This is a genomic window from Paucidesulfovibrio longus DSM 6739 (genome assembly GCF_000420485.1).
Lineage (GTDB): Bacteria > Desulfobacterota > Desulfovibrionia > Desulfovibrionales > Desulfovibrionaceae > Paucidesulfovibrio > Paucidesulfovibrio longus.
This window is the reverse complement of record NZ_ATVA01000011.1, coordinates 503364-527952: the sequence shown is the minus strand read 5'-3', so window position 1 is coordinate 527952 and position 24589 is coordinate 503364. Positions and strand designations below refer to the sequence as shown.

21 protein-coding genes and 1 tRNA gene are annotated in these 24589 nt (G+C 63.0%); 4 read left to right on the top strand and 18 right to left on the bottom strand.

Going from position 1 to position 24589, the window contains the following annotated elements; all coding sequences use genetic code 11:
- Nucleotides 1-199 precede the first annotated feature (199 nt).
- The 6 genes from qrcD to rfbC form a co-directional block, all read right to left on the bottom strand.
- A complete protein-coding gene (gene qrcD / locus G452_RS0104225) occupies nt 200-1429 on the bottom strand; it encodes a menaquinone reductase integral membrane subunit QrcD (protein WP_022661014.1) in 1230 nt (409 codons plus the stop codon).
- A gap of 12 nt (nt 1430-1441) precedes the next feature.
- Nucleotides 1442-2281 carry a menaquinone reductase iron-sulfur cluster-binding subunit QrcC gene (qrcC, locus tag G452_RS0104220; protein ID WP_022661013.1) on the bottom strand — a complete coding sequence of 280 codons (840 nt, stop codon included), beginning with the start codon at nt 2279-2281 and terminating at the stop codon, nt 1442-1444.
- Nucleotides 2282-2293: 12 nt separating this feature from the next.
- Nucleotides 2294-4291, bottom strand: coding sequence for a menaquinone reductase molybdopterin-binding-like subunit QrcB (qrcB, locus tag G452_RS0104215; RefSeq protein ID WP_022661012.1), 1998 nt, complete (start codon nt 4289-4291; stop codon nt 2294-2296).
- 16 nt (nt 4292-4307) lie between these two features.
- Nucleotides 4308-4892: a cytochrome C gene (locus tag G452_RS0104210; RefSeq protein ID WP_235619585.1), complete on the bottom strand. Its 585-nt coding sequence runs from the start codon at nt 4890-4892 to the stop codon at nt 4308-4310.
- A 355-nt stretch (nt 4893-5247) separates the two neighbouring features.
- Nucleotides 5248-6684, bottom strand: coding sequence for a mannose-1-phosphate guanylyltransferase/mannose-6-phosphate isomerase (locus G452_RS0104205; protein ID WP_022661010.1), 1437 nt, complete (start codon nt 6682-6684; stop codon nt 5248-5250).
- A gap of 2 nt (nt 6685-6686) precedes the next feature.
- Nucleotides 6687-7274, bottom strand: coding sequence for a dTDP-4-dehydrorhamnose 3,5-epimerase (gene rfbC, locus G452_RS0104200; RefSeq protein WP_022661009.1), 588 nt, complete (start codon nt 7272-7274; stop codon nt 6687-6689).
- A gap of 154 nt (nt 7275-7428) precedes the next feature.
- On the opposite strand from rfbC, the gene G452_RS17970 reads away from it, so the two are divergent.
- The 3 genes from G452_RS17970 to G452_RS21805 all read left to right on the top strand — a co-directional run bounded on the left by G452_RS17970 (nt 7429) and on the right by G452_RS21805 (nt 9296).
- Complete coding sequence (locus G452_RS17970) at nt 7429-7920, top strand: CvpA family protein (RefSeq protein ID WP_022661008.1); 492 nt, start codon at nt 7429-7431, stop codon at nt 7918-7920.
- Nucleotides 7921-8042: 122 nt separating this feature from the next.
- The gene (gene mazG, locus G452_RS0104190; protein ID WP_022661007.1) at nt 8043-8837 is read left to right on the top strand and encodes a nucleoside triphosphate pyrophosphohydrolase; all 795 of its coding nucleotides are present in this window, start codon (nt 8043-8045) and stop codon (nt 8835-8837) included.
- A gap of 99 nt (nt 8838-8936) precedes the next feature.
- The gene (locus tag G452_RS21805; protein WP_022661006.1) at nt 8937-9296 is read left to right on the top strand and encodes a hypothetical protein; all 360 of its coding nucleotides are present in this window, start codon (nt 8937-8939) and stop codon (nt 9294-9296) included.
- A gap of 91 nt (nt 9297-9387) precedes the next feature.
- Here G452_RS21805 and G452_RS0104180 read toward each other — a convergent pair whose 3' ends face one another.
- From G452_RS0104180 to G452_RS0104150, 7 genes are all read right to left on the bottom strand, one after another.
- Complete coding sequence (locus tag G452_RS0104180) at nt 9388-10020, bottom strand: tetratricopeptide repeat protein (RefSeq protein ID WP_022661005.1); 633 nt, start codon at nt 10018-10020, stop codon at nt 9388-9390.
- 107 nt (nt 10021-10127) lie between these two features.
- Nucleotides 10128-10448, bottom strand: coding sequence for a hypothetical protein (locus G452_RS0104175; RefSeq protein WP_022661004.1), 321 nt, complete (start codon nt 10446-10448; stop codon nt 10128-10130).
- On the bottom strand, nt 10436-10792 hold the full coding sequence (locus G452_RS20410; protein WP_155887525.1) for a hypothetical protein: 357 nt from the start codon (nt 10790-10792) through the stop codon (nt 10436-10438). The genes G452_RS0104175 and G452_RS20410 overlap by 13 nt, the downstream gene beginning before the upstream one ends.
- 91 nt (nt 10793-10883) lie before the next feature.
- The gene (locus tag G452_RS0104165) at nt 10884-11333 is read right to left on the bottom strand and encodes a flavodoxin (RefSeq protein ID WP_022661001.1); all 450 of its coding nucleotides are present in this window, start codon (nt 11331-11333) and stop codon (nt 10884-10886) included.
- A gap of 365 nt (nt 11334-11698) precedes the next feature.
- A complete protein-coding gene (locus G452_RS17955) occupies nt 11699-13372 on the bottom strand; it encodes a bifunctional metallophosphatase/5'-nucleotidase (RefSeq protein WP_081650485.1) in 1674 nt (557 codons plus the stop codon).
- 98 nt (nt 13373-13470) lie between these two features.
- Nucleotides 13471-18666, bottom strand: coding sequence for a CheR family methyltransferase (locus G452_RS20405; protein ID WP_162141269.1), 5196 nt, complete (start codon nt 18664-18666; stop codon nt 13471-13473).
- A gap of 417 nt (nt 18667-19083) precedes the next feature.
- Nucleotides 19084-19173, bottom strand: a tRNA-Ser gene (locus tag G452_RS0104150).
- A 145-nt stretch (nt 19174-19318) separates the two neighbouring features.
- Here G452_RS0104150 and G452_RS0104145 point away from each other — a divergent pair.
- Nucleotides 19319-19756, top strand: coding sequence for a Fur family transcriptional regulator (locus tag G452_RS0104145; protein WP_022660998.1), 438 nt, complete (start codon nt 19319-19321; stop codon nt 19754-19756).
- A gap of 54 nt (nt 19757-19810) precedes the next feature.
- On the opposite strand, the gene G452_RS0104140 is transcribed toward G452_RS0104145, so the two are convergent.
- The 5 genes from G452_RS0104140 to thiM form a co-directional block, all read right to left on the bottom strand.
- Nucleotides 19811-20845 carry a PilZ domain-containing protein gene (locus G452_RS0104140; protein ID WP_022660997.1) on the bottom strand — a complete coding sequence of 345 codons (1035 nt, stop codon included), beginning with the start codon at nt 20843-20845 and terminating at the stop codon, nt 19811-19813.
- A 156-nt stretch (nt 20846-21001) separates the two neighbouring features.
- Nucleotides 21002-21961 carry a DUF368 domain-containing protein gene (locus tag G452_RS0104135; protein WP_022660996.1) on the bottom strand — a complete coding sequence of 320 codons (960 nt, stop codon included), beginning with the start codon at nt 21959-21961 and terminating at the stop codon, nt 21002-21004.
- A 117-nt stretch (nt 21962-22078) separates the two neighbouring features.
- Nucleotides 22079-22732 (bottom strand): response regulator, encoded by a 654-nt coding sequence (locus G452_RS0104130; RefSeq protein WP_022660995.1) that lies wholly within the window; start codon nt 22730-22732, stop codon nt 22079-22081.
- A 415-nt stretch (nt 22733-23147) separates the two neighbouring features.
- The gene (gene thiE / locus G452_RS0104125) at nt 23148-23786 is read right to left on the bottom strand and encodes a thiamine phosphate synthase (RefSeq protein WP_022660994.1); all 639 of its coding nucleotides are present in this window, start codon (nt 23784-23786) and stop codon (nt 23148-23150) included.
- Nucleotides 23786-24589, bottom strand: coding sequence for a hydroxyethylthiazole kinase (gene thiM, locus G452_RS0104120; RefSeq protein ID WP_022660993.1), 804 nt, complete (start codon nt 24587-24589; stop codon nt 23786-23788). The genes thiE and thiM overlap by 1 nt, the downstream gene beginning before the upstream one ends.

The following is a 24589-nucleotide window of genomic DNA, read 5'->3' as shown; positions in this document are numbered from 1 at the left end:
CCTGACCGGCACGTGCGGATTGGGATTCCTGCGTTCATGTTCGCTTGCCCCGCCAGATTGTCATATTCCTCTGCGGCCCCATGATGCCCACGGAGCCGACGTGCCTGCGCCGACGAAACCGGTGCGGCAACTAGCCGCGCAGGCAAAAAAAAAGGGCCCGACCAGAAGGCCGGGCCCGAATGAGAGCATTTCCGAGCTGCTAGGAGTTCAGCTCGCGCTCCTGCGGGAAGACCGGCAGGTAGCGATAGGAGAGCATCAGGACCATGACGCCGTAGGCCACGATCATGGCGCTGGTGGCGATCTCGGCCCAGTTCGGAGCGTAGGTGTACCACTTGTCGAACGGCATCACCGGAAGCGCGATGGTCTGGACGGTGAAGACGTAACGGTTGATGACGATGCCGGTGCAATCCAGGATGGCAGCCGTGTACAGCAGCCAGGGGCGGTTGCGGATCGCGGGCACGATGAGCATGATGGCCGGCAGCAGGCCGCAGACCAGCAGCTCGGACCAGAACAGCCACTTGCCGTAGATCACGCCGTGGAACATCTGATCGAAGGTGAAGCCCATGCGGGGCAGCACGCCCGTGGCCCAGGCCCAGGTGTCCAGGTACTTGAAGAACAGGTACAGGCAGAGCATGGAACCGGCGATTTTGCCCATCAGGGCCTTGACCTTGAACTCCACCAGCTTCTTGCCGGTGATCTTCTCCATGGCGGTGCAGACCAGCACGGTGAAGACCGGGCCGGAAGCCACGGCGGAGAGGACGAACAGGAAGAACGTCCACGGCCAGATGAAGAACCCGTCGCGGTAGGCGTACGGGCGGCCGATGAGCACGCCGTACATGCCGCCCAGGGAACCCTGGTGGAAGGTGGACAGGAAGGTGCCCAGACCGGCGAACAGCGCCATGTGCACGTGCATGTTGTGCGCGAGCGCATGGATGAACTTGTTCCGGTTGAGCTGCTTCTGCTCGAGGATCAGCGGGACGAACTCGATGATCAGGACCGTGCAGTAGCAGGTGATGCAGAAGATGACTTCCGTGAGCATGGAGTGGACGTTCGGGTGCCAGTAGCCGAACCAGGCCCGGCCGGGCTGCCCGATGTCCATGGTCAGGACGAGCATGGCGCCGGAGTAGCAGATGAACCCGACGATGACGGTCAGGTTGATGATCTTCTCCAGCTGTTTGATCTTAAGGATGTACTTCAGGAAGCCCGAGAAGAAGGCACCGGCGCCCAAGGCGATGACCGCCAGGTCGAAGGTGATCCAGAGGGCGAACCCGAAGTAGTTGTCCATGGCCGTGACGCCGATTCCGTTGTAGAGAATCAGGAAAGCGGCGTAGACGCCCCAGAGGAGCACCGCGCCCACAGCGCCGAGCCAGAGAAGGTACTGGCCGAAAGAGCACCGCGTGGTGCCTTCGGGGAAGAGTTTGCTATCCATTTTCCCTCCTCCTTATTCGTGGCCTTGAGAGGCTTGTTTGACGGCGGAATTGTGATCGCCGGCAGCGTGGTTGTCACCCTGCTTGCGAACCCACTCGCGCTTGCTCATGTAGTAGACCTGGGGAGCCAGGCCGAGCTTCTCGAGCAGACGGAAGCTGTTCGGGTTCTTGGACAACTCGTGGACCTTGTGCTCCGGGTTGTTCAGGTCGCCGAAGGTGATGGCTCCGGTCGGGCAGACCTCGACGCAGGCGGGCACATAGTAGCCTTCCGGCAGTTCCATGGGATCGATGCCTTCCTCGCGCGCGCGGTCCTTGGCCTTGAGGTAGCGGGTGTGGCAGAAGTTGCACTTCTCGACCACGCCGCGGGGCCGGACAGAGGTGTCGGGAGAGAGGGTCTTGTCCATGCCGTCGGGCCACAACGGATCCCACCAGTTGAAGTAGCGGGCGTGGTAGGGGCAAGCCGCCATGCAGTACCGGCAGCCGATGCAGCGCGGGTAGATCTGGCTGACGATGCCGCCTTCCTCGTTCTTCTCCGTGGCCACGACCGGGCACACGGGCACGCAGGCGGGATGGCCGCACTGCATGCAGGGACGGGGCAGGTACGCCGTATCGCGATTCGGGAACGCCTCTCCGTTGTTCAGCTCGTAGACGTTGAGCCAGGTCAGCGTCCGGAGCTTGTTGGAGGGGTCGTCGCGCTTGGTGGTCATCGACTGCAGATTGTTGTGCGGATCCTCAGCGGTCATGGGGGCGATGTTGTTCTCAACCTGGCACGAAACCATGCACGCGCCGCAGCCCGTGCACTTGTCGATATCGACAACCATGCCCCATTTGATCTTGAATTCTTTTAATTGCATCTTTGGTCCCCCCTACATTTTCGCAAGAGTCACGGCAGAGCCAGCCCAGGCGGACCCGCCAGACTCGGCGCTCACGGTGAGGATCTTGTAGACGTTATCACCCTTGCCCTTGGAGAACTCGTCCCAGGCCGTGCGGCCGAAACCGAGCGGCGCGGCGACAACTCCGGGCATGACGCCCTCATCCACGAGCACCAAGGCGGCGCATTCCGCACCGTTGGCAGCCAGCTTGACCTGGGAACCGTCCTTGAGGCCGTTGGCCTTGGCGGTTTCCGAGTTGATGCGGACAAACATCTGCTTGCCCTTGATCTCGCTGTCGCGAATAGTGGTCGGGTTGTGCGGGCTGGTGGCCACGTTGGCGGAACCGAAGTTCAGCTGGCTGTAGGCGAACAGGGAGAGATCGCCCACGCCCTTGTCCATGGCGGCCAGGGTGTCCACGGCCAGGCCCACGGAGTAGGAACCCACGGTGCCGGTGGCGGCGTCCGCGGCGTCGGCCTTGGCGGAAAGCACTTCTTCGAAGGTCTCGAAACCGAGATCCAGTCCCAGCTCGGCGGCCAGCTCCAGCACGAAGTCCGGCGCGCCCTTGACGTTCAGGGACGGCTTGCACACCGGGGCGGAGGCCACGTAGGTGGTTCCCGCCACGCCGAAGGGGCTGACCAGGTCGTCGAAGCGCTCGAAGGGATGGGCCGCGGGCAGCACGAGGTCGGCAACGGCGGCGGTTTCATCCTTGAAGGTGCTGAAGGCCACGGTGAATTCGGCCTTCTCGAAGACCTTGCCGCCGTATTGCGGCAGACCGTACACCGGGTTGGCGTCGTACACGAGACAGACCTTGGGGGCGAAGGCGCCGCCGGCGACATCGGCCATGAGATCCTTCTCGAAGCGGGCGACCCGGCCCAGGGCGGAGCCGATCACGACATCCACCTCGGGCAGCGCGGCCATGCCGCCTTCGGCGTTGAGACGGCCGAGGAGCATGTTCACGATGGCGCCGGCAGCGGCCACAGCGGGGCTGTTGGCGTAGTCGGCGACCACGACCGGAGCGGAAGCCTGCATCAGCTTCCCGGCCAGGGCGGCCAGGGTTTCCATGCTCACGCCGGAGATCTTCTCGACCTGGGCAGGAGAGAACTTGGAGGCCAGCAGGCTGCGCAGCGCGCCGAAATCCTCGCTCTCAAGGGACTTGCCCTCGGTGATCAGATTGTAGGCCAAGCCCAGCAGGAAGGCGGTCAGGCCTTCGGGACGCACAGGCACCCACTGGTCGCAGACCGAGGCGGTGTGGTTCCGGGCGGGGCCGGCATAGACGTATGCGGCGGTGGCCTCCTCGCCTGCCGGGTGGCTGGCGGAGAAGGCTTTCATGTAGCTCACGTTCGGGCCCCAGGAGTCCAGTCCGTCCACGCCCGCGAACAGCACGAAGTTGGCGTTCTCGAGATCGTATCCGAGCTGGCCCTCGCCGCCCATCAGGCCGTTCCAGGCCTTGGTGGCGGCCATCTGCGGGCTGGGCATCATGTAATAATCGAAGCTGCCGAGCTCGGCGATCAGGCCGGAGAAGACCTCGTTGCCGCTGCCCGTGTCGTCGCCGGAAATCACCGCCACGGAAGAACCCGCGGCCTGGAGCTTTTCGGCGAGCAGCTTCTTGGCATCGTCCCAGGAGATGGACTCGTACTTGCCCTCGCCCGTCTTGACCAGCGGTCCGGCCACGCGGGTCGGGCTGTAGAGCATGGGAACGGCGTCGGCGCAGACCGGACAGATGCCGCCCTGGCTGAGGGGGTTGTCGATGTCGCCCTTGGTCCCGTAGGGCTCGCCGCCGACGGTCTCCACCTGCACGGCGCAGCCGGACGGGCAGAGTTTGCTGATGGCGGGAACGTTTTCCACGGCGCCTTTTTTCAGTTTCGGAATCCAGCCCCAGTTCTGGGTCCAGATGGAAACGTCATCCAGCGTTTTCCAGATCACGGGGGTGACCAGCAGACCAAGCGTGCCACCCACGGAGAATTGTATGAATGCTCTGCGATTCAAACCCATTGCAGCACCCCTTTCCTTACTTGTGGCACACGTAGCAGGCGTTGTCCTGGTGCCTCTGAGCATGGCACCGCTCGCACTGCCACATCTTCATGGTCATCTTGCTGTACCCGGTGAAAATGTTCTCCTGGAAAGGAGCCGGGTTGGAGCTGAGATGAATGTCCTTGGGATGGCAGAGATTGCAATTGGGCCCGTCTTCGGTTTCAGCCTCGGCAGCCTCGGCTTCGCCGTGCTCGCCCTCCTGACCGGCCGGAGCCATGGTCAGCTGGGCGTGCGCCTTGTGCGAGAAATAAACGTTGTCCGGCTGGAACTGGTAGTTGTACCAGGGAACTTCCTTGCCCTGCGCGAGGTACTTGACGATGAACTCACGTTCGGCCTTGATGTCCTCGGGCTCGGTGCTCATGATGACGCCGTCCAGCTCTTCCGGACCGCTTTCCTGCTTGAGCACGTCCTCGATGGAATCCGGGCTTCCGGTAACGGCCGCAAGGGCGTCAACCATGTCCTGGGGTTCCCCGATGTCGTGACACGAGGCGCACTCTTCGTTGGTCGGGAATCCGGCGTAGGAGCCGTCCTCGCGGAAGTAGTGACAGTCCTCACACGCCATTCCCTGACCTTCCACGTGTGTCACGTGGCTGAAGCGGAAAGGCTGTTCCTTGTCGACGAAAAGAATGTCGGGAAACAGCACCCACCCAGCCACCGCAACAACCAGGAAACCCAGCAGGAACGGAAGGGCTCCACCGTACTGTTTCGATGCTCTCATTTCCTCCATAACCTGCCCCATCACTCCTAGAGTTTTTTGAAAAAACACAAAAAACGGCCAAATGAATTACGTTCCTTTACGGCAGAGAAGTTTTCCGTGTCAAGAGAATATGAAAAATTTCACGAGGTTTCGCCCGCGCAAACACGGAAAAAAGCTCCTGATATTCCGGGGGATAGGTAGACCAAACAGCTGGCAGCGCTCATTTTGCGCGGCCATAAATGTCGTCGAAGCGGACGATGTCGTCCTCCTCGAGATACGTTCCGGATTGAATTTCAATGATTTCGAGCGGCACCCGCCCAGGGTTGGAGAGCCGATGCATGGCCGTCTTGGGAATGTCCACGGACTGGTTCTCCACAAGGATCATGGCGTTGCCGTCGATCTCCACGTCCGCCGTGCCCTGGACCACGACCCAGTGCTCCGACCTGTGGTGGTGCATCTGGCTGGAAAGCCGGGCGCCAGGCAAGACCTCGATGCGCTTGATCTTGTAAAGCGGCCCGTCCTCCAGGACCAGGTAGCTCCCCCAGGGACGGCGCACCAACGGGTGGCTCATGGCCAGGGAACTGCCCTGGCTGCGAAGCGCCGCCACCACTTCCTTGACGCGCTGCACGTCCACCAGGGGACAGGCCAGCGTCGCGTCGCGGGTTTGGACCATGATCATGTTCCGCAGGCCCACGGCGGCGAGCTTGCCGCCTTCGGAAACCAGAAGGCAGCCGTCGCAGTCCACGACCATGACATCGCCCCGGACCACGTTTCCGCGCTCGTCCTTTTCGCCCAAACGGTACATGGCCTCCCAGCTGCCCTGGTCCTCCCAGTCGAAGGCCGCCTCGACCATGACGATGTCGTCCAGCTTTTCCGCCAGGCCATAGTCCACGGACACGGCCCGGATGCGGCGATAGCCCGAGGCGAGCCCGCCTTCGTCGTCGCGGGTCCGCCACCAGGAGCCTAGGTCCGGCGCGTGCGCGGCCACGGCCTGCAAAAAAAACGAAGCCCGGAACACGAACATGCCGCTGTTCCAGAAGTGCCGCCCGCTCGCGGCCAGCCTTTCCGCCATTTCGAGGTTCGGCTTCTCCACGAAGCCGTCCACTTCGTAAGCGCCGTTGCCCAGCGCACGTCCCCGCTCGACGTACCCGTACCCCGTCTCGGCCTTGCGCGGAGGCACGCCGAAGGTCACGAAGCAGTCCTGGGCGGCCAGCCCGAAGGCCCGCTCCAGGCCGCGCGCCAGCCCGTCCTCGTCCCGGATGATCTGATCCGACGGCATCACCGCCACCAGGGCCTGCGGATCTTCGCGCACGATGCGGTCCAAGGCCAGAAGCACCGCGGGCAGGGTGTTGCGGGAAAGCGGCTCGGCCAGCACATTGCGCTCCACGTCCGGATCCACTTCGCGGACCTGCCGGCGCACCTCGAAGACGTGCTCCTCGTTGGTCACGACCAGAAGCCGCCGGGGATCGAAGAGACGGGCGGCCCGTTCCATGGTCTGGCGGAGCAGGGGCTTGTCGCCGTCGAGCGAGATGAGCTGCTTTGGGAAAAGATGGCGGGAGAGAGGCCAGAGCCGGGTTCCCGACCCTCCGGCCAGCACGATGCAATACCTGTTTCCTGCGCCGCCGCCGACAGATGCGTTGTCCGTGCTCGTATTCATATCTATAAGCCCTGCTCCGGTGCGGGATGGTAATCGAAGGGGGATTCCAGTTCGCCGAACAGCGGCAGGCTGCGGTCCTTGTCCGAAAGCACGGGCTCGTCACGGTCCCAAACGGCGGGCCAATTCACGGCCAGGTCCGGATCGTTCCAGCGGATGCCGCCCTCGGTTTCCGGCGCGTACGGCGCGTCCACCTTGTACATGAACTCCGTGTGCTCGGAGAGGGTCATGTAGGCGTGGGCGAAGCCAGCCGGGATATACAGCCGCATGAAGTTGTGGGCCGTGAGCCGCAGCTGGCCCCATTTGCCGTAGGTGGGGGAGCCTTTGCGGATGTCCACGATCACGTCCACCACGGCGCCGCGCGTGACCCAGACCAGCTTGCCCTGGGCAGCGGGCGGCCCCTGGAAATGAAAACCGCGCAGAACTCCCACACCGCGGGAATAGGCGTGGTTGTCCTGGACGAAGTCCACAGGCAGGCCGCAGCTCTCGAAAGCCGCACGGTTGTAGCTTTCCAGGAAAAATCCCCGCTTGTCCTGAAACACCTTCGGCTCCAGGACCAGCACGCCTGGAAACTCGGTCCGACTGATGCGCATCGCTCTCCTCCGTGCTCTGCATACGGCGACGATTGCCAAGGATGTAGCCCAGTTCCCGGCGCTGCACAAGCCATGCCGGGAAAATACTGCCGCATATTCCCTTTTGCGGAAGGCGATGCTATTCCAGGCTTCAGGACGAGCCACCGGAGATACAATGAACACACTCGACGTCATTTTCCTGTCCCTCATGGCCTTGCTCGGATTCCGGGGCCTTTTCCGCGGACTGGTCAAGGAAGCGCTCTCCCTGGGCGCGATCATCCTGGGCATGCTCGCCGTCCGCCACCTGAGCGGATACGTGGCCCCGCATCTGGCCGTACACATCCAGAACCCGGAAACCGTGCAGGCCGCTGCGGCCCTGGTGACCTTTCTGGGGACGGTCGGGCTGGTCTGGGTCGCGGCCAAGCTGCTTTCGGACATGCTGACCTACAGTCCCATCGGTCCCGTGGACAAGGGGCTGGGCTTCGCCTTCGGCCTTGCCGAGGGCTATCTGGCCTGCCTGGCCGTGCTCTACCTCGTGCGCACCGTGGCCCCGAACGCGGCGCTGCACCAGGAGTCGGCTCTGGCTCCCCTGCTGCTGCCGGGGATGCGCATGCTCGCCCTGGCCCTGCCGGACGGGATCCGCCAGCTTCTGCGCGGCGGGGCCTGATCTACCTCGACGTCCGGCGCTCCGCTCCCGCTTCCGGGGAAAGGCAGCGCCCCTCGCCCGTTCCGCCTTCGCGCGGCTGCGCGGCGCTTTTCCCACAACCCACAACCTACAGAACGGCCATCATGAGCAACAACGATTCCTTTTCCCGACTGCGCGAAATCATCGAAACCCTGACCGGGCCGGACGGCTGCCCCTGGGACCGCGAGCAGACGCCGCTCTCCCTTTGCGACTATGTCGTGGAGGAGGCCTTCGAGCTGGTGGAGGCCGTGCGTTCCGGCAATGCGGACGAAGCCCGCGAGGAACTGGGCGACGTGCTCTTCCTCCTGCTCTTCATCGCCCATCTCTACGAGCGGCAGGGTGAATTCCGCATCGAGGAGGCCATGGACGAGAACCGGGCCAAGATGATCCGCCGCCACCCGCACGTTTTTTCCGACACCGAATTCAAGGACCAGGCCGAGCTGCTCCGCGCCTGGGAGCGGATCAAGCGTTCGGAAAAAACGGACGTGCAGGGCACGCTGCCCGGCGTCTTCGACTCGCTGCCCAAGGGACTTCCCCCGCTGCTGAAATCCTACCGCATCCACTCCAAGGCCGCCCGCGCGGGCTTCACCTGGGAAAGCGACGCGGACCTGGAACGCCAGCTCGAATCGGAATGGGCGGAATGGCGCGAGGCCGAGGCTTCCGGCGACGCCGAAGCCATGGAACGGGAATTCGGGGACTATCTTTTCACCCTCGTGGAGCTGGGCCGCCGCAAGGGCATCAAGGCCAACGCGGCCCTGGATTTCGCCAACCGCAAGTTCCTGAGCCGATTCGGACACATGGAGCGCAGCGCCAAGGCCGAGGGCAAAGAGCTGGCGGACATGGACCTCGAATCCATGAACGCGCTCTGGGACAAGGCCAAATCCGGGGAGCGGGACTGACAAATCGGTTGCGAACCGTCTGTCCGCCCCTAAAGATTCACGCTTTGCGGCCGATAAGGCGTATAGGCGTCGCTTTGTCCCGCAAAGGAGGGGAGCGCCATGTCCGCAATCGAAGGCAGCGGAGTCGGGGGAATGATGGACTGGGCCGGGTCCGGCCAGGAACTCATCAGGAACTCGCTCCAGGAAATGGGCAGGCCCGGAGGAATGCTTCCAGGCAGTGAAGCCATGACGACACTTGCCTCCAAGGTTGACCAAGGCATGGAATTCAACGTGCGGAACCTGATCGGCGGCAGTACGCCGACCGACAAGCAGACCTTCGGCGCGGCCGTCGTAAGCCAGACCCTGAACACCATGAATTCCGACCCCGTCACAGGGGCCAAGGATGCCAACTACTCCTTCCAGGAGCAGGTGCTCGGCGCACACGCCGGGCTGGGATCCATCGTGAACAAAAACGGATAGGTGCGGGACCGGACGCCATTTTGAAGCCCCGTCTTCCCAGGGAAGGCGGGGCTCATCCTTGCTGCGGGCCGCAGAGAACGGCGGGGAAACGTCAGCGGCAGTGGCGTTTTTCGCGGGCCAGCTCCAGCCCCTCGCAAGCGCCCAGATCGCAGGCTTCCTGCAATTCCGGGCAGGCCCGGTCGAGGTCGCCCTGCTCCCAGAAAGCCAGTCCGAGCTGCTCGCGCGCGTCCCCGGCCGTGGGTTCCAGGCGCACCACCGAGCGGAAATCGTGCACGCCTTCCTCGCGCCTGCCCAGGCGCAAAAGGGCGTACCCCCGGTTGTAATAGGCGTCCGCGTCCATGGGATCGAGCCGCAAGGCTTCGTCGTAGTCCTTCACGGCCTCGGCGTAGCGCCCCATCTCGGTCCAGCAGGCGCCCCGGTTGTACCAGGCGTCCGTATCCGCGGGATGCAGCCTGATGACTTCCGTGAAATCCCCGATGGCGAGCTCGTACTGCTCCAGGAGCACGTACGCCGCGCCGCGGTTGAGAAATGCCTCGTAGTCCGCCGGGCATCGTTTGATCGCTTCCGTATAGGCCTCCACCGCCTCGGCTGGTCGTCCACGGGCATCCAGCTCGACGCCCGCGAGGAAAAACTCGTCCCCCGGACCGAAGGCGAACGCATCGACCGCTCCCAGCAGCGCCAGCAACACGCAGGCGAAAATGACTCTCCAAATGCTCTGCTTCATGAACTCCCCGACGGCCCGACATGTAACCAAGCCTTAGCCTGTCTACGTCTCCGGGCCGCGAGGGTCAAGCGCGCTCATGCGGATCGCGCATTTTCGCAACCTGCATGTCAGGCCGCGCGGCTCGTTGCTTGTCTCATCCTTCTGATGTTGTTTCGCAAAACATGGCAGATCAGGTGCCGGGAGCCGTATTCCGAACTGGCCCGTTGCAGGGCCAGCCGAAAGCAGGCGGCGGCTTCGCGTTTCTTTCCGGCCATGAGGTAGACGAGGCCCATGTTCCCTTTGGAATACGATTCCAATTGCCCCCGCTTGATTTCACGCGCGAGCCGCAGCGCCATGGCGAGATTCAACAAGGCCTGCTCCAGCCTGCCCTCTTCAGCCGCCTGCATGGCGCGACGATTGTACGCCGCGATTGCCTTCAATTCCGGCATGTCGCACCTCCCTGGACGCGCACGCCCCTGCACGCCCCATCTTCTTCCTGCGGGAGCCGGCGCACGGCGCTCCGCTCCTGTTCAGCCAACACCTGCAAATAGTTTCCGCGAATCACGCCGTAGAGTCGGTTTTCGACACCGAGCCGCCCCCCGATCAGGTGCAAAGCCGTGGTGAATTCGCCCAATGCCTCGTCCAGCTTGCCGCTCGCACGCATCGCCAGGCCAAGACCGTTGGCTGCCTTGGCCTCAAGCACGGGACCAAGTTCGTGTTCGCGCGTCATTTCCAGGGCGAAGCGCAGAATACGCTCGGCAACGCCGGAGTCGCCGACCTGCACCAGCGCCATGCCGCTGCGGCAGAGGTCCCCTACCCGTCCGAGCGCGCGGCACTTGCCGGAGCACGTCCCCTTTCCAGGGCACTTCCCTTCGCATCCCATCTCAGCAATCCTCCTGGAAAGCGCCCAGCAGGGCCTCGGCCCAGGCCTCGACTTCGCCCTGGACCGGGTCGCCGTCAACGCGCAGGGATTCATGGACCAGCCTCGCTCCCAGCTCGCCCACCCGCGATTCAATGGCATCCACAGCTCCGCAAAAGAAGGCGTATTCACTGCTCCCGCAACCAAAGACAGCGACACGCGCCCCACGCAGTCCGGCCAGCTCCAGCCGCTCGAACAAGGGAACGAAGTCGTCCTGCAATTCGATTTCATCTTCTCCCCAGGTGGACGAACCGAGCAGGAGCAGGTCGACTCCCTCTGCCAATCCTTCGGGGCGGGTCTTCGCCGCGTCCAGGACTTCCGTATCCGCTCCGCCTTTGCGCAGAACTCCCGCGATCCAATGCGCCACCGTCTCGGTGTTTCCGGTGGACGATCCATATACGACACGCGTTTTCATTTTGTCTCCTTTCGTTCTTTGCTGCTTGACCTGCCTTGCTTGATAATGAAATTCATTTTCATATGCAAGCCTTCTTTCCCAAAGAGACGAAAGTTTTTCCGCATGGCGGCAGAAGATCTCGTCGGCACGGGACGCACCGACCGAATCCGCAGCTCGGAGAGCGGAATGGGAGAGATAAGGGCATGGGCGCGAAAGGCGCTGAACTGCGGACACAAGGGTCTGACGCGGTTCAGGGGCTGTGCCGCGCCTCCCCGTCCGATTTCAGGGATTGCCGAAAGCATGAGCCGACGCTCAGGCGGCCGCACGCTGCATGGCCTGCTGCGCCGCCCGACGGCCGCATGAACCGGCGCGCTGCGCCGCGCGCGTCAGGGAGCCTGGGACGGCACTCCGTGCGCAAGGTCCAGGACGCGCCCGTCCGGTTCCAGGGCCAGCGGCGAATGGGCGGACACGTACTCCTCCATGACCGTGGTCATCGTCTTGCCGTCGAGAAACACGTCCTTTCCGCGTTCGGCAAAGATCGAGTAGCTGTCTCCCCCGCGATAGAGAAAACGCGACAGGGCGACACGGTATTCCGCCGCGTCCGCCAGCGGGAGCGTTGTTCCGTCCGGACCGACGACGCTTGCCTCCAGCAGGCGTTTTCCAGCGGGACGACGGGAATCGAAGCGGTAACGAATCCCCGCGACCTGAAGAAACCGCCCGGTCCCCTCGTACCCGCCCAGGGCGGAAAGTCCGTGTTCCAGAACCGCACGCAGGTCGGCTCCGGAGAGGGTCAGCTCGACCACGTTGTCGGTGAAGGGATAGGCTGAAAGCACGTCCCCGAACGTGATCGGCCCCGCGGCGAAACCGCTTCGCACGCTGCCGCCGTTGACCAGCGCCGCGACCACGCCATGCCGCGCGGATTCGGCAAGGATCGCATCCGCCCGGAGATCGCCGGGAAGGCACTCACGCGCGCGGCAGTCCTCGGAGCTCATGGGCTTCAGCGTCTGGCCGAGCACGCGGGTCTGCAACGTGCGCAGCGAGGCTTCCAGGCGCTCCACCTCGGCGGCCGCAGCCGGATCCTTGGGAGCCTTCGCGTCCATGGGCAACGGGTTGCCCGCCGAAGACAATATCCTCCCCTGCTCGTCGAACTCAACCTCAAGCACGCCGAGATAACGCCCCCAATATCCGGCCGTCACCAGGAGCACCGGCTCGCCGTCCGGTCCTTCCTGGACCAGGGGGCAGGGGCCGACGGCCTCCGGATCGCCGTTGGCCAGCAGCACGTGGCTGTGGCCGCCCACGATCACGTCCATGCCGCCCATCCTCGTGGCCAGCTTCTTGTCGCCCTCCAGGCCCAGGTGGCTGAGGACGATGATGATGTTCGCTCCGGCGCGCCGCAGCTCGTACACGCCCATCGTAACGGACGCGTTCGGCTCAAAAAAGAACTGCGACAGCCCCGGACTGGACATCATAGGCGTTTGCGGATGCGAAACCCCCACCACGCCGACCTTGCGCCCGTTGACGTCCAGCATGACCCAGGGACGGATCAACCCGACGAGCGGGGAGGCCGAGGCCATTCTCAGATTCGAGGACACGGCCGGAAAACGGATTTGCTTGAGAAACTCGGCAAGGGAGGCCGGACCGTCGTCGAACTCGTGGTTGCCGAGGGTCATGGCGTCATATCCCAGAAGATTCATCAACGCGGCGCAGGCGAGGCCCTTGTATTTCGTATAGAAAAGCGTCCCCTGAAACTGGTCGCCGGCGTCGAAAAGGACCACGTTGGGCCGTTCGCCCCGAACAGCGGCCACGGCCGCGGCCAGCCGCGCGGCCCCGCCGGCACACTCGCCCGCGGCATCCTTTTCCGGCGAGCACTGCGCGCCGTACTTGTCGAAGGGTGCCAGATGGGCATGAATGTCGTTGGTGTGCAGAATGGTCAGCCGGAACGTTTCGGCCCGCGCGGTCCCAGTCAGGCAAAAGCCCCAGACCGCAAGCAGCAGCGCAAGCAATGCAGCGAATCTTCCCCGCTCCGAAAAAACCTTCCAGCCTCTGCGCAGACCGCTCATGTCTCCCCCGATGCAGTTCGTCGAGAATTCGGACGTCTCGTTGTTGGAATGGGTCTTCACAAACCGAATGCGGCGAAGGTCCGCGCGCTCCGGCAGGCCTACTGCGTCGTCCGGCGGGACGCGGCCTTGCGTCGGCTGACCCGGCGAAGCGTCTCGACGAGACGATCCATCTGCACGGGTTTGCTGATGTAGTCGTCCATGCCCACGGACAGGAATCTCTCCCGGTCCCCTGTCAGGGCATATGCGGTCAGGGCGACGATCCAGACGTTGGAGCGTTCCGGCGCGTCGGGCAAAGCCCTGATCCGTTCCGTGGCTTCCACGCCGTTCAACTCCGGCATCTGGATATCCATGAACACGCAATCAAAGGGCGAGCGCAGCAACTCCTCCACCGCTTCCTGGCCGTTTTCCACGCAGACCACTTCATGGCCGAGACGCGTCAACAGCGCGCGGATGGCCACCCGGCTGACCCGCTCATCTTCCGCCACGAGAATCCGCAGGGACTCGTTATCGGTTTCGCCCTCCCTGGTCCGCCCCGATTTCGCTGCATCGGGCTTCGGCACGGTCTCCATGGGGAGATGCAGATAGATGGACGTGCCCTGCCCCATATTGCTCTCCACGGCGATGTCGCCGTTCATGACCTCCATGAGCCGCTTGACGATGGCCAGTCCCAGTCCCGCTCCCTCGAATTGCCGGGTATAGGAGGCGTCTGTCTGGGTGAAACGCTGAAACACGTGGTCCACCTTGTCGTCGGGAATTCCGATGCCCGTATCGCGGACGCGGATATAGAGATGCACGCGGCCGCCGCCCTCGCCCACGGGATTGGACCAGGCGTCCACGCTGATGGACCCGGCAGTGGTAAACTTGATGGCGTTGCCGACAAGGTTGAAGAGAATCTGCCTGAGGCGGGCTTCGTCGCCCATGAGCATGCAGGGCATGGAGGAGTCGATACGGCACTTGAGTTCCAGCCGCTTCGATCTGCTGGCCAGTTGAAAGACGTTGACCACGGAATCGAAGACATCGGAGAGCCGGAATGCGGCCGCGACCAGCGTGATGCGGCCCGCCTCCATGCGCGAGAAGTCCAGGATGTCGTTGAGCAGCGAGAGCAGCCTGCATGCTGAGTCATGGGCCATGTTGGAATAGGATATCTGCTCCTCGGGCGTGACGCCCTCCTTGAGCAGGTGCAGCATGCCCAGCACCCCGTTCAGAGGCGTCCTGATTTCATGGCTCATGTTCGCAAGAAATTCGCTCTTGGCCATGTTCGCGGCCTGGGCCGCGTCTCTCGCCGCCAGGATGTCCAGCTCCGCCCTCTTGCGCTCGGTGATGTCCTCGCCGTAGATGTTGACGTAATCCTGCCCGCGCACGGGCGCGAAGACCAAGTCCAGAACCTTTTCCTCCAGCGGCACCTCCACGTGGAGAGGATGCCCCAGCTCGCTCGCCTTGGCCACGTTTCCGGCCAGCGACTCCGGGAACGCCTGGCCGACGCCGGTGGAATAGGCGTTCATGAAGTCTCTGCTGGCGGGGTTCGCATGGATGATGCGCAGGTCCGCGCCGATGCGCATGACCGGAGAGGGATTTTCTTCGGGGAACTTGGCCCAGTTTCGGACCTCCAGCTCGGCGCGCTTGCGGCCCGTGATGTCGCGGTTGCTGACGCGCCTGCCCATGAAATTCCCGTCCGAATCCGACAGTCCCACGCAATGATGACTGATCCAGACCTCCTGGCCGTCGCGGCGGCGAATGCGGAAGTCGAGGCTCGCTGCCGGACGCATCCCGCTCGCAGGCTCGGCAAGGTGGCGCCTGTAGGCTTCCAGATCATCCGGATGGATGATGCGCTGGATCAGGTCAGGATCCTGACTGAAATCCTCGACCGAATAGCCCGTGACGCGTTCGCAGGATGGCGAGACCCAGGCCATCTTGCCGTCCGGAGTGCGCCAGTATTCCCAGTCGAATGTATAGTCCGCCACGGTGCGGAACTTGAACTCGCTTTCGCGCATGGCCCTCTCGGCCTCGCGCCGGTCGCTGATGTCGAGGCAGTACGCCACGCGCATCATGGGACGGCCCGCATCGTTTCTGAGCACGGTGATCTCGACCAGCACGGGGAACGTCCCGCCGTCCTTGCGCTTGTGCACGGACTCGAAAACCCCGTGCCCGCTTTTGTCCAGTTCCTCGATCGTCTCGCGCAGGCCCTCCAGGACGGTATCGGGATAAACGTCGTATACGGGGCGTCCCTCGAGTTCCTCCGGGGTGTAGCCGCGCTGCCGCGCAAAGGAAGGGTTCACGGAAACCAGGACATTGTCCTCGACGTGGGAAATGGCCAGCCCGAAATCCGCCCGCTCAAAGACCTGCTGCCATCGTGCGGCCTGTTCCTGGGCGCACTTCAAATCCGTGATGTCCAGGAAAACGCCCACCGCGCCGGTGATCTCTCCCTTGGCGTCCTGCAGGGGCGCGGAGTTGCCCAGTATGGTGCGAACTTCGCCGTCCCCGAAATGCAGGTCCAGTTCCTCGCCCACCACCAGCTCGCCGCGGGACGAACGCTGCAAAGGCAAATCATCCAGCGCCAGTTCTACCTCGCCGCGCATGGCCCGATAAGAAGACTCCGGAGCCGTCTTGCTGACGTTGCTGCCCGGCTCCATGCGCAGAATACGATAGCCTGCCTGGTTGGCGGTGATGCTCCGCGCTTCGGAATCGCGGGTGATCCATACGGCCGCGGGCGTCTGCTCCATGATGGCTTCCAGCTCCATGGCCCGCGATTCCGAATCCTTGCGTGCCAGCTCAAGCTGCTCCGTCCGCTCCGCCACGAGGGATTCCAGCTCCTCGTTGCTTCGCCGCAGCACGGCCTCCGCTGCCTTGAGCTTGGTAACGTCGGTGTAGGTCAGCACCACGCCCTCAACGCTCCCGCGCACGCCGCGATACGGGAAAACGCGCTTGATGAAGCTGCGCCCCTCCTCGTCCAGCAATTCCCGCTCGACCTCGACGTTTTCGAGCAGGACGCGTTCCGCATCGGCCTGCAAGTGATCGTCCGGCACCCGGACCTTGACCTCTGCCAATGGCCGCCCCTGGTCCGACACGGCCATGTGGAATATCTCCACGGCCTGCGGGGTGGAGCGCATGACGCGATAATCGCGGTCGAGAAACACCGTGGGCACGTTGGTGCTGCGCAGGAGGTTCTCCACGAGTCCATGGGCCTGGGCCAGCTCCTCCACCTTGCCCGTCAATTCCTCGTTCAGGGATTGCAGCTCCTCGCGCGAGGCGTCCATCTCCTCGTTGGAGGATTGCAGCTCCTCGTTCATGCTGATCAGTTCTTCGTTGGAAGCGCGCAGTTCCTCGTTGAGGTACTCGTATTCCTCAATGGCCTTCTGCAACTGGCCGTGCGCGAGCTGAAGCTCGTCCTCGTAACGCATCACGATGCCGCTCTCGGAGAAACACTCCGGCTCGCTCTCGGCGACATCGCCGCTCACGGAGGCGCTGTCCTTGAAAATCACGAGGTAGGCCGTCAGCGTGCCGTCCTCGGAAAAGACCGGATCTACGAAGATATCCGTGAGGCGCGATGGCTCTCCAGACAGCCGCACGGCGTGAACCACGTTCGGCTTGCCCGATTTTTCCACGGACTTGAAGGCCGAGCGCAAATGCAGCCGCAGCTCCTTGCGAACGAGCTTGAGCAGATGCAGGCTCGGCTCTCCGGCATTCAGCGAAAGATACGGCTGGGTGTCGCCGCTGAGATGCAGCACAAGCAGCTCCGGGCTGACCAGCACCGCGGAGGGGGAGAAATGCCGCAACAACGCTTCCGCCGCGACGGACGACGGCTTCTTGGGCTGCTGAAGAGTCGGGACTTCGGGAATCGAGGGAAACGACATCGCCCGGCGAAGCGCCATGGCCTTGCGCAGGCTGGAACGCTCTGCGCCGGAGCGGCTGCGGAACAGCCGCCACTTCTTGTCGATGGCCTCCAGTTGCAGGCTGCCGAGGTCGAGAGTCTCGGCCGACCCCAGAAACAAAAATCCACCGGGATTCAAGGCGGAAACGAGGAGCGCGAGCGCTTTTTGCTGAAGGGCCGGATTCAGGTAAATCAACAAGTTCCGGCACAAGACGAGATCCATGTGCAGAAAGGGAGGATCCTGCAGAAGATTGTGGTGTACGAAGACGATGCGTTCGCGCAGGCGCGGATGCACGCTCGCCGTCTTGCTGGTACGCTTGAAATAGCGCTTGGCGTGCGCCTCGCTGACCCCTTGCAGCTTCCGCAGGGGGTAGCTCCCCTTGCGGGCGAATTCAATCGCCTCCTGGTCGATGTCCGTGGCGAAAATCTTCATTCCGCAACGCTGACCGGTCCGCTCCAGGTATTCGTCCATGAGCATGGCGACGGAATAAGCCTCCTCGCCCGTGGAGCAGCCAGCTATCCAGACCCGGACAGGTTCGTCTTCGCCGCGGTCGGCAAAAAGCCTGGGCAGGGCTTGTTCCCGCAACACGTCGAAAGCGTCCGGGTCGCGGAAAAAGGAAGTGACCCCAATGAACAGCGACTTGAAAAGCAACAGGAGTTCTTCGGAGTTCCCTTCCAGTTCCTTCGCATAACCTTCGAGCTGGTCATGGCCGGTCAAGAATCTGCGCTTGCTGATGCGCCGGGCAATGGTGCTGGGACGATAGCCGCTGAGATCCTGGCCCGTCTGCGACTGCAGCAGCCCCAGTATTTTTTCGATCAGTTTCCCTTCCGGCGGCTTTTCCTTGTTCCGCGAAGCAGAAAGCAGGGTGATCTTGCTTCCCAGCTCCTCCAGTGAAAGGATCGCGTCGGCCGCGCCGGACTCCATCGCGCTGCGCGGCATCCCCGAGTGCATGGCTTCGGCGGGATCCTGCACCAGCACGAGGCCGCCCGCCTTGGCCAGACGCATGGCCCCGTTCGTGCCGTCGGAGCCGGAACCGGAGAGGATCACGCAGGCGGCGTTGGCTCCCTGGTCACTGGCCAGGCTGTCCAGAAAACGGTCGATGATGCGATAGGAAAGATTGTTTCCCGGCGGCACGAGCTTGAGAACGCCGCCCTCCACGATGACCTCCCGCCCTGCCGGAATGGTATAAAGGACGCCGGACGCCAAGGGCGTGACATCCTCGGCCTCGCGCACCGGGATGGAGGTGAACCCGGCGAGAATTTCGGCCATCCGGCTCTTCTTGTCCGAAGGGAGGTGGGTGATGACCACGAGGGCGGCTTCTGGAATCTCCGTGATATGGCGGAGCAATTCACGAAGCGTTTCTATGCCGCCTGCGGAAGCGCCCAGCGCCACGACCGGGAATGGAACCGGGAGAGCGGATCCCACGGTTTTCTGATCGGAATCCGAATCAGCCGGATTGGATCGGGGAGAACGGCGTGCGCACATGTCCATCTCACGGCAAGCGGTCAAGCGATCAAGCAAGAGCCCCTATCGCCAAGTTAATATTGACACTCCTGAACATCCTTTTTCCCACAATTCACCTCTCGCCACAACAGGAAATCGAATTGAAAACGGCTATTCCAGCCCCGCAATCCGGAACACTCCGCAACACTACGTATTCATTGATACTGGCGTGTTATAACCGAGACCCCGGCGAAGATCCGAGGATGCGACGGCACTGCCCGCGGCAGCGGGACAACGCAGCGGACGGGAACCGAGTCGATTTGAAATAGCGGGGAAAAGAAGAACCGGAGAAAGCGGACGCCGCGACGGGAAAGCGAACGCCGCGGGAATGGTCGGACGTGGCGGAGAGGGAGGGATTCGAACCCCCGGACGAGTCACCCCGTCAGCGGTTTTCAAGACCGCCTCCTTCAACCGCTCGGACACCTCTCCACGTACCGTAAGCAGCGGGTGGCTCTACTTTGCCCAGAAGCGCCCGCCTGTCAACCCTGATACCCACCAGTTTGGTAGAACAATTGACAGCTTGCGCGGATTTACCTAGTGAAGATTGAACCGAACAACAATAGTGCAGACAGATATGAAGCCGCCAGAAAAAGCATTCAGCGAATACCTCGCTTCCAGGAATCTGAAGATGACGCCCCAGCGCCGTCTGATCCTGGAGACTTTCATCCAGGCCGACGGCCACCTCTCGTCCGAAGAGCTCTACACCCAGGTCAAGAGCAAGGATCCCTCCGTCGGCCAGGCCACGGTCTACAGGACGCTCAAGCTCTTCGCCGATTCGGGCATCGCCGAGGCCGTGGACTTCGGAGACGGGCTCCTGCGCTATGAACTGCGCTACGGGCAGGACCACCACGACCATTTGATCTGCGACGAGTGCGGACGAAACATAGAAATCGTGGACCCGGACATCGAACGGCTCCAGGAAGAGCTGGCCCGGAGGTACGATTTCGTGCTTCGCCGCCACAAGATGTATCTTTTCGGCCTCTGCAAGGAGTGCCGAGGCAAGAATCAATAGAGGGAAGAATCAATAGCGCCCCGCTTCCGGCCGCGCCTTTCCCAGCCCGACGAATCAGCCTTTCGGCTCCCCTTCCTTTGCCGTGGCCTTCTTGCGGCCACGCATGGTGTCCAACAAATCCTGGAGCGGTTCGACCTCGTAGCCCACGGGGTGCCAAGTCACGGACCGGCTGGCCACCCGCTCGCCCAGCGCACGGAACTGCACGCCTGCGGCAATGAACCCGCCGCCGGGACGCATGATGTTGCGCACGACGGCCAGCAGCAAAAAGCTGTGGAAGACCTTGCGCGACGGCTCAAGAATTTGCAGCTCCAGGATGACTTCGTCGGAAACGCGCAGGGTCGGGCTTCCTCGTTGCGGCCGCAGCTGGATCTTCATGCCTCCCGGAGAAATGTCCAGCGGTTCCGCGGAAGCCTTCCAGGCCGCGTTTTGATCACCTTCGGCCAGCGTCTCGAAATCAGGCGAGGTCACGAGGATCCTGGACTTCTTCTCCTCGGACCAGACCTTGATCCGCACTCCCCCTGTCCGGCGAATGCGCAGCCGTACGTGCCTGCGCCTGGGAATGGCGGTGAAATCGTCGGGGACGAAGGCTCGTATGGTGCGGACCAATCCCTCGGCGCTTTCGGCGGAACGAACGTAGGTGGAAAAGGAGTTGACCCGCCTGCCTGCGACCCGAAACGGCTTGACGAAGCAGATGATCATGCGCCCCTGAAGGACACGTCTCAGGGATGACGGCACGTCGCTGGTCATGCGCAAGACAAGGTCCGAATCGCCGTATTGCTTGAGCAGGGCCGTTCCGAGATATTGCCGCGAGCGCGGGCCTGCGAGGTAGACGCCGATGACGACCCGGCGTTCCTGGAGAAATTCCGCTATCTTTCCGCGAACATCGGCATGGAAGCGCGAGTTGGCCAAGCGGCGGAAATGGAAACGGATCAGCGTCCAGTTGCGCCAGACAGCGAACGAGGCCACTATAAGAAAAGAGATGGCGATATATTTCGAGAGGATGCTGAACAGGACGTCAGGAGAGACGCCGTCACGAAAGGCGCGTTGAATTTCCCTGAAAAACCATTCCTGAATCCAGGGCTCCTGCATGACGCCCCCCTCCTCAATCGACCATTCCGGTTCGCAGCCCCGCCATCGCCGACGGCATGGCCCCGGAGCACTCCCCTCGCTTCGTTCGTACTTGAAAATCTCCCCCCTGCCAACCGCGGAGGATTGAAAGAAGAACTCGGCGAGCGGGTGAGGGGTTCATGAGGCTTCGCTTCCGGAAAGCCGCTCGAGAACGAGAACGAGGAGGAAGCCCACGAGGATCAGCGCCACGGCAAACCAGAAGCCGCCATCCAGCGTGCCGGGCAGCACGTTCTGCTCCCGGATGACGATTTCGCGAGCGCCCACGAGACGCGACTCCAATACTTCCTTCCAGGGCCAGACCTTGCGCATGGCCCCGGCCATGAAGCCCGTGAGCAGGCTCACGGCGATCGCGTGGTGGCGCGTCAGGAACCAGTGCAGAATGCGGGAGAAGCTCATCAACCCCAGGAGCGCGCCGCAGGCGAAAACCAGGATGATCAGCGGGTTGCCGTCGCTGAACGGAGCCTTGAGCGCGCCGGTCATGTATTCGTACTTTCCGAGCAGCAGCAGGATGTAGGCTCCGCTGATGCCGGGCAAAATCATGGCGCAGATGGCCAGCGCGCCGCAGAAAAACAGGAAAAGCGGCGTTTCCGGGGTCGAGACCGGGATCATGCCCACCAGCAGATAGCTTCCCGCGGCTCCCAAAATGCCGGCAAGAGCGGTCCGCCAGGTGAGGCGGCCGACGCGGCGGCCCACAACCAGGATCGACGCGGCGATGAGCCCGAAGAAAAGCGCCCAGACCTGCACGGGATAATCGGTCAGCAACGTGTGCATGATCCTGGCCATGCCCGCCAGAGCCAGAAGCAACCCGGCCAGCAGAGGCAAAAGGAAGCGCAGATGCACGCGGGCGACGAACCCGGACGCGTCCAGCCGGATCAGACGGCCCAGAGCCTCGGCCCCGAACGAGCGAATCGCGTCCATGAGCTGGTCGTAGATATTGGTAATGAAGGCGATGGTTCCGCCGGAGACGCCGGGAATGATGTCGGCGACGCCCATGCAGAACCCTTTGGCGGCCAACATGGCGGCTTGGCGAGCGTTTTCAGGTCCGGGGGTCGCGTACCAGGCGTCTTTGAGCTTCATGGAATCCGTCCGTGGTCGAGGTTGCTGGCCGCCGAAGAGCGGCCCGGCAACCCATAAACCGCGGGTCCTGGCTTGTAAAGCCGGGACAGGCGAAATCGTGACGCCGTTCGATCCGGATCAGGAACCGAAGCCCAGCTTGCGCCAAAGAAGGCGAAGGTCGTGGGCGGAATTGAGCTGGAGCTTGCGCATGATGTTGGCCCGGTGCTTCTCCACGGTCTTGATGCTGATGAAGAGATGCTCGGCCACTTCGCGGTTCTTCTTTCCGCCGCCCACGAGATGGAAGACCTCGCGTTCGCGGGCCGTGAGCGCCTCCAGAACCGTGGGCACCTTGCCCGCCCTGCGCGCGGAAAGATAGCCCGTGGCAAGCTCGTGCGCGGTGTTGGCGCTGAGATAGGTTTGGCCGTGACAGGCGCTTTGCAAAGCCTTGCAGACTTCCAGCAGCGGGTCTTCCTTGAGCACGTATCCCTTGGCGCCCGCGTCAAGCGACGCGAGCACATGCTCCTCGTTGCTGTGCGAACTGAGCACGATGGACACCACTCCGGGGAAAGCGCGCTGCATCTCTCGAATACTGCGCACTCCGCCGCCCTGGGGAAGGGAAAGGTCCAGCACGACCACGTCGGGCTTGACCTCCTTCATCAGGGTCATGGCCTCTCGCCAGTCGGAAGCCTCTCCGAGCACCTTGAAGCCCTCGAGATTTTGAAGAACAGACTTGACGCCCGCTCGGAGCAGCGGATGTCCGTCAGCTATGATTACTCCGAATTCCTCTTCCATTTCTGCACATTGTGTATGGTTGCGGTTTCAGTTCCAGGCACAGGATTGGAGATTATCTAGCATAGCGGCAGAGTATGTAAAACCCTACTTTTTCGTACCTTGGGAAGGGTAATCAGACCTGTGGAAATGTCTCCGGATTTCAAGTCCGGCTCAAGAACCTTCGCGAGCCGGGGATTCGGGGACTTCAGAATCCATGTATTTCAGCCTGATGTACCGAACAGAAAAATAGAATAGTCTATTTGCAGGGTCCATTTCATCCGTTTCGCGACATGAAACCGCCGCATCCTTGACTTACTTCATTATTCTAATGAAAACAGAGAGTAATCGCAACGTGAAGAACGCCCCGACTTCCCCGGCAACGCGGAGGAAACGAAACGCGGGGACGGACATGCCGAGCCATATGAGAAAGCGATCCTCAACGCGCTCGCAAGGCGTTGTTTACGATATCGCGGAGTGCTCCGGCGGCCTGCTCCGGCGAGGGGGCGGAACAGATGGCCGATACCACGGCCAGCCCGTCCATGCCCGTTTCCATGACCTGCGCGGCGTTTTCGGCGTTGACGGAACCGATGGCCACCATGGGCAGGCGGGAGGCCGCACGCACCCTGCGAAGGCCCTCGAGCCCCCACGGCTCGCTGTGGTCCGGCTTGGTCGCCGTCGCATAGACGGGACCGACCCCCAGGTAATCCACTCCCAGGGCATCGGCTTGCAGCACGTGCTCCATGCACTCCACGGAAAGGCCCACGATGGCCTCCGGGCCGATCAGGCCGCGCACGTCCGCGGGATGCATATCGCTCTGGCCCACATGGACTCCGTCCGCTCCCGCAGCCAGGGCAACGTCCACGCGGTCGTTGATCAACAGCGGCACGCCGAGAGGACCGAGCAGGGCCTTCAGCCGCCGGGCCAGGGCCACGAAATCGCGCGTGTCGCATTTCTTCTCGCGCAGCTGGACCATGCTCGCGCCGCCCCGAACAGCCTCCGCGACCACTTCCAGCAGGCCGCGTCCGAGGCAAAGCCCCTGATCCGTGACCAGATAGACGCCGTAATCGCGACGCATCAGACCACCTCCACCTGGACCAGCTTCCGCAAATCCTCCAGGCGCAGGTTGTACAAGGCATCATAAAAATAGAGTTGCAGCGTGCCGGGGCCTTCCGCCTTGTCCGCAGCCATCCGGCCCGCGGCGGCCATCACGGCCATGGCCTGGGCCGCGCCCTGCAAGGCATCTTCCGCCACGCAAAGGAATGCGCCGGTAAGGGCGCTGGCCGTGCAGCCAAGTCCCGTGACCAGCGGCATCATCGCATGCCCGCCATGCACCGCCATGGTGCGCTGGCCGTCCGTAATGTAGTCCGTGTCGCCGCTGACGCTGACCACGCAGCCGAACAGCCGGGCCAACTCCTGCGCGCCGTCCACGGCCTCGTCCGCGCCTCGGGTGGAATCAGCTCCCTTGGAGGTGGCCTCGGCACCTGCCAGGGCCATGATCTCGGACGCGTTGCCGCGCACGACGGCGGGGGAGCATTCCTTCAGGAAGCGATAGGCGGCTTCGGTGCGGACCGAGGTCGCGCCCGCAGCCACGGGATCGAGCACGGCCGGAATGCCGGAGCGGCGCGCCACCTCCCCGGCCGTGAACAAGCCTTCCAGAAACTCGCGGCCCGGCGTGCCGATGTTGACCACCAGGGCTCCGGCGAAGCGCGTCAGCTCTTCCAGGTCGGCGGGATGATGCGTCATGGCCGGGGAAGCGCCGAGAGCCAGGAGCGCATTGGCGTTGGTGTTGGCCACGACGTAGTTGGTGACGTTGAGCACCAGGGGGCGGGCGGCGCGCATCCGCTCCAGCCCTTCCATGAGCGTTTTGAAAAACGGCAT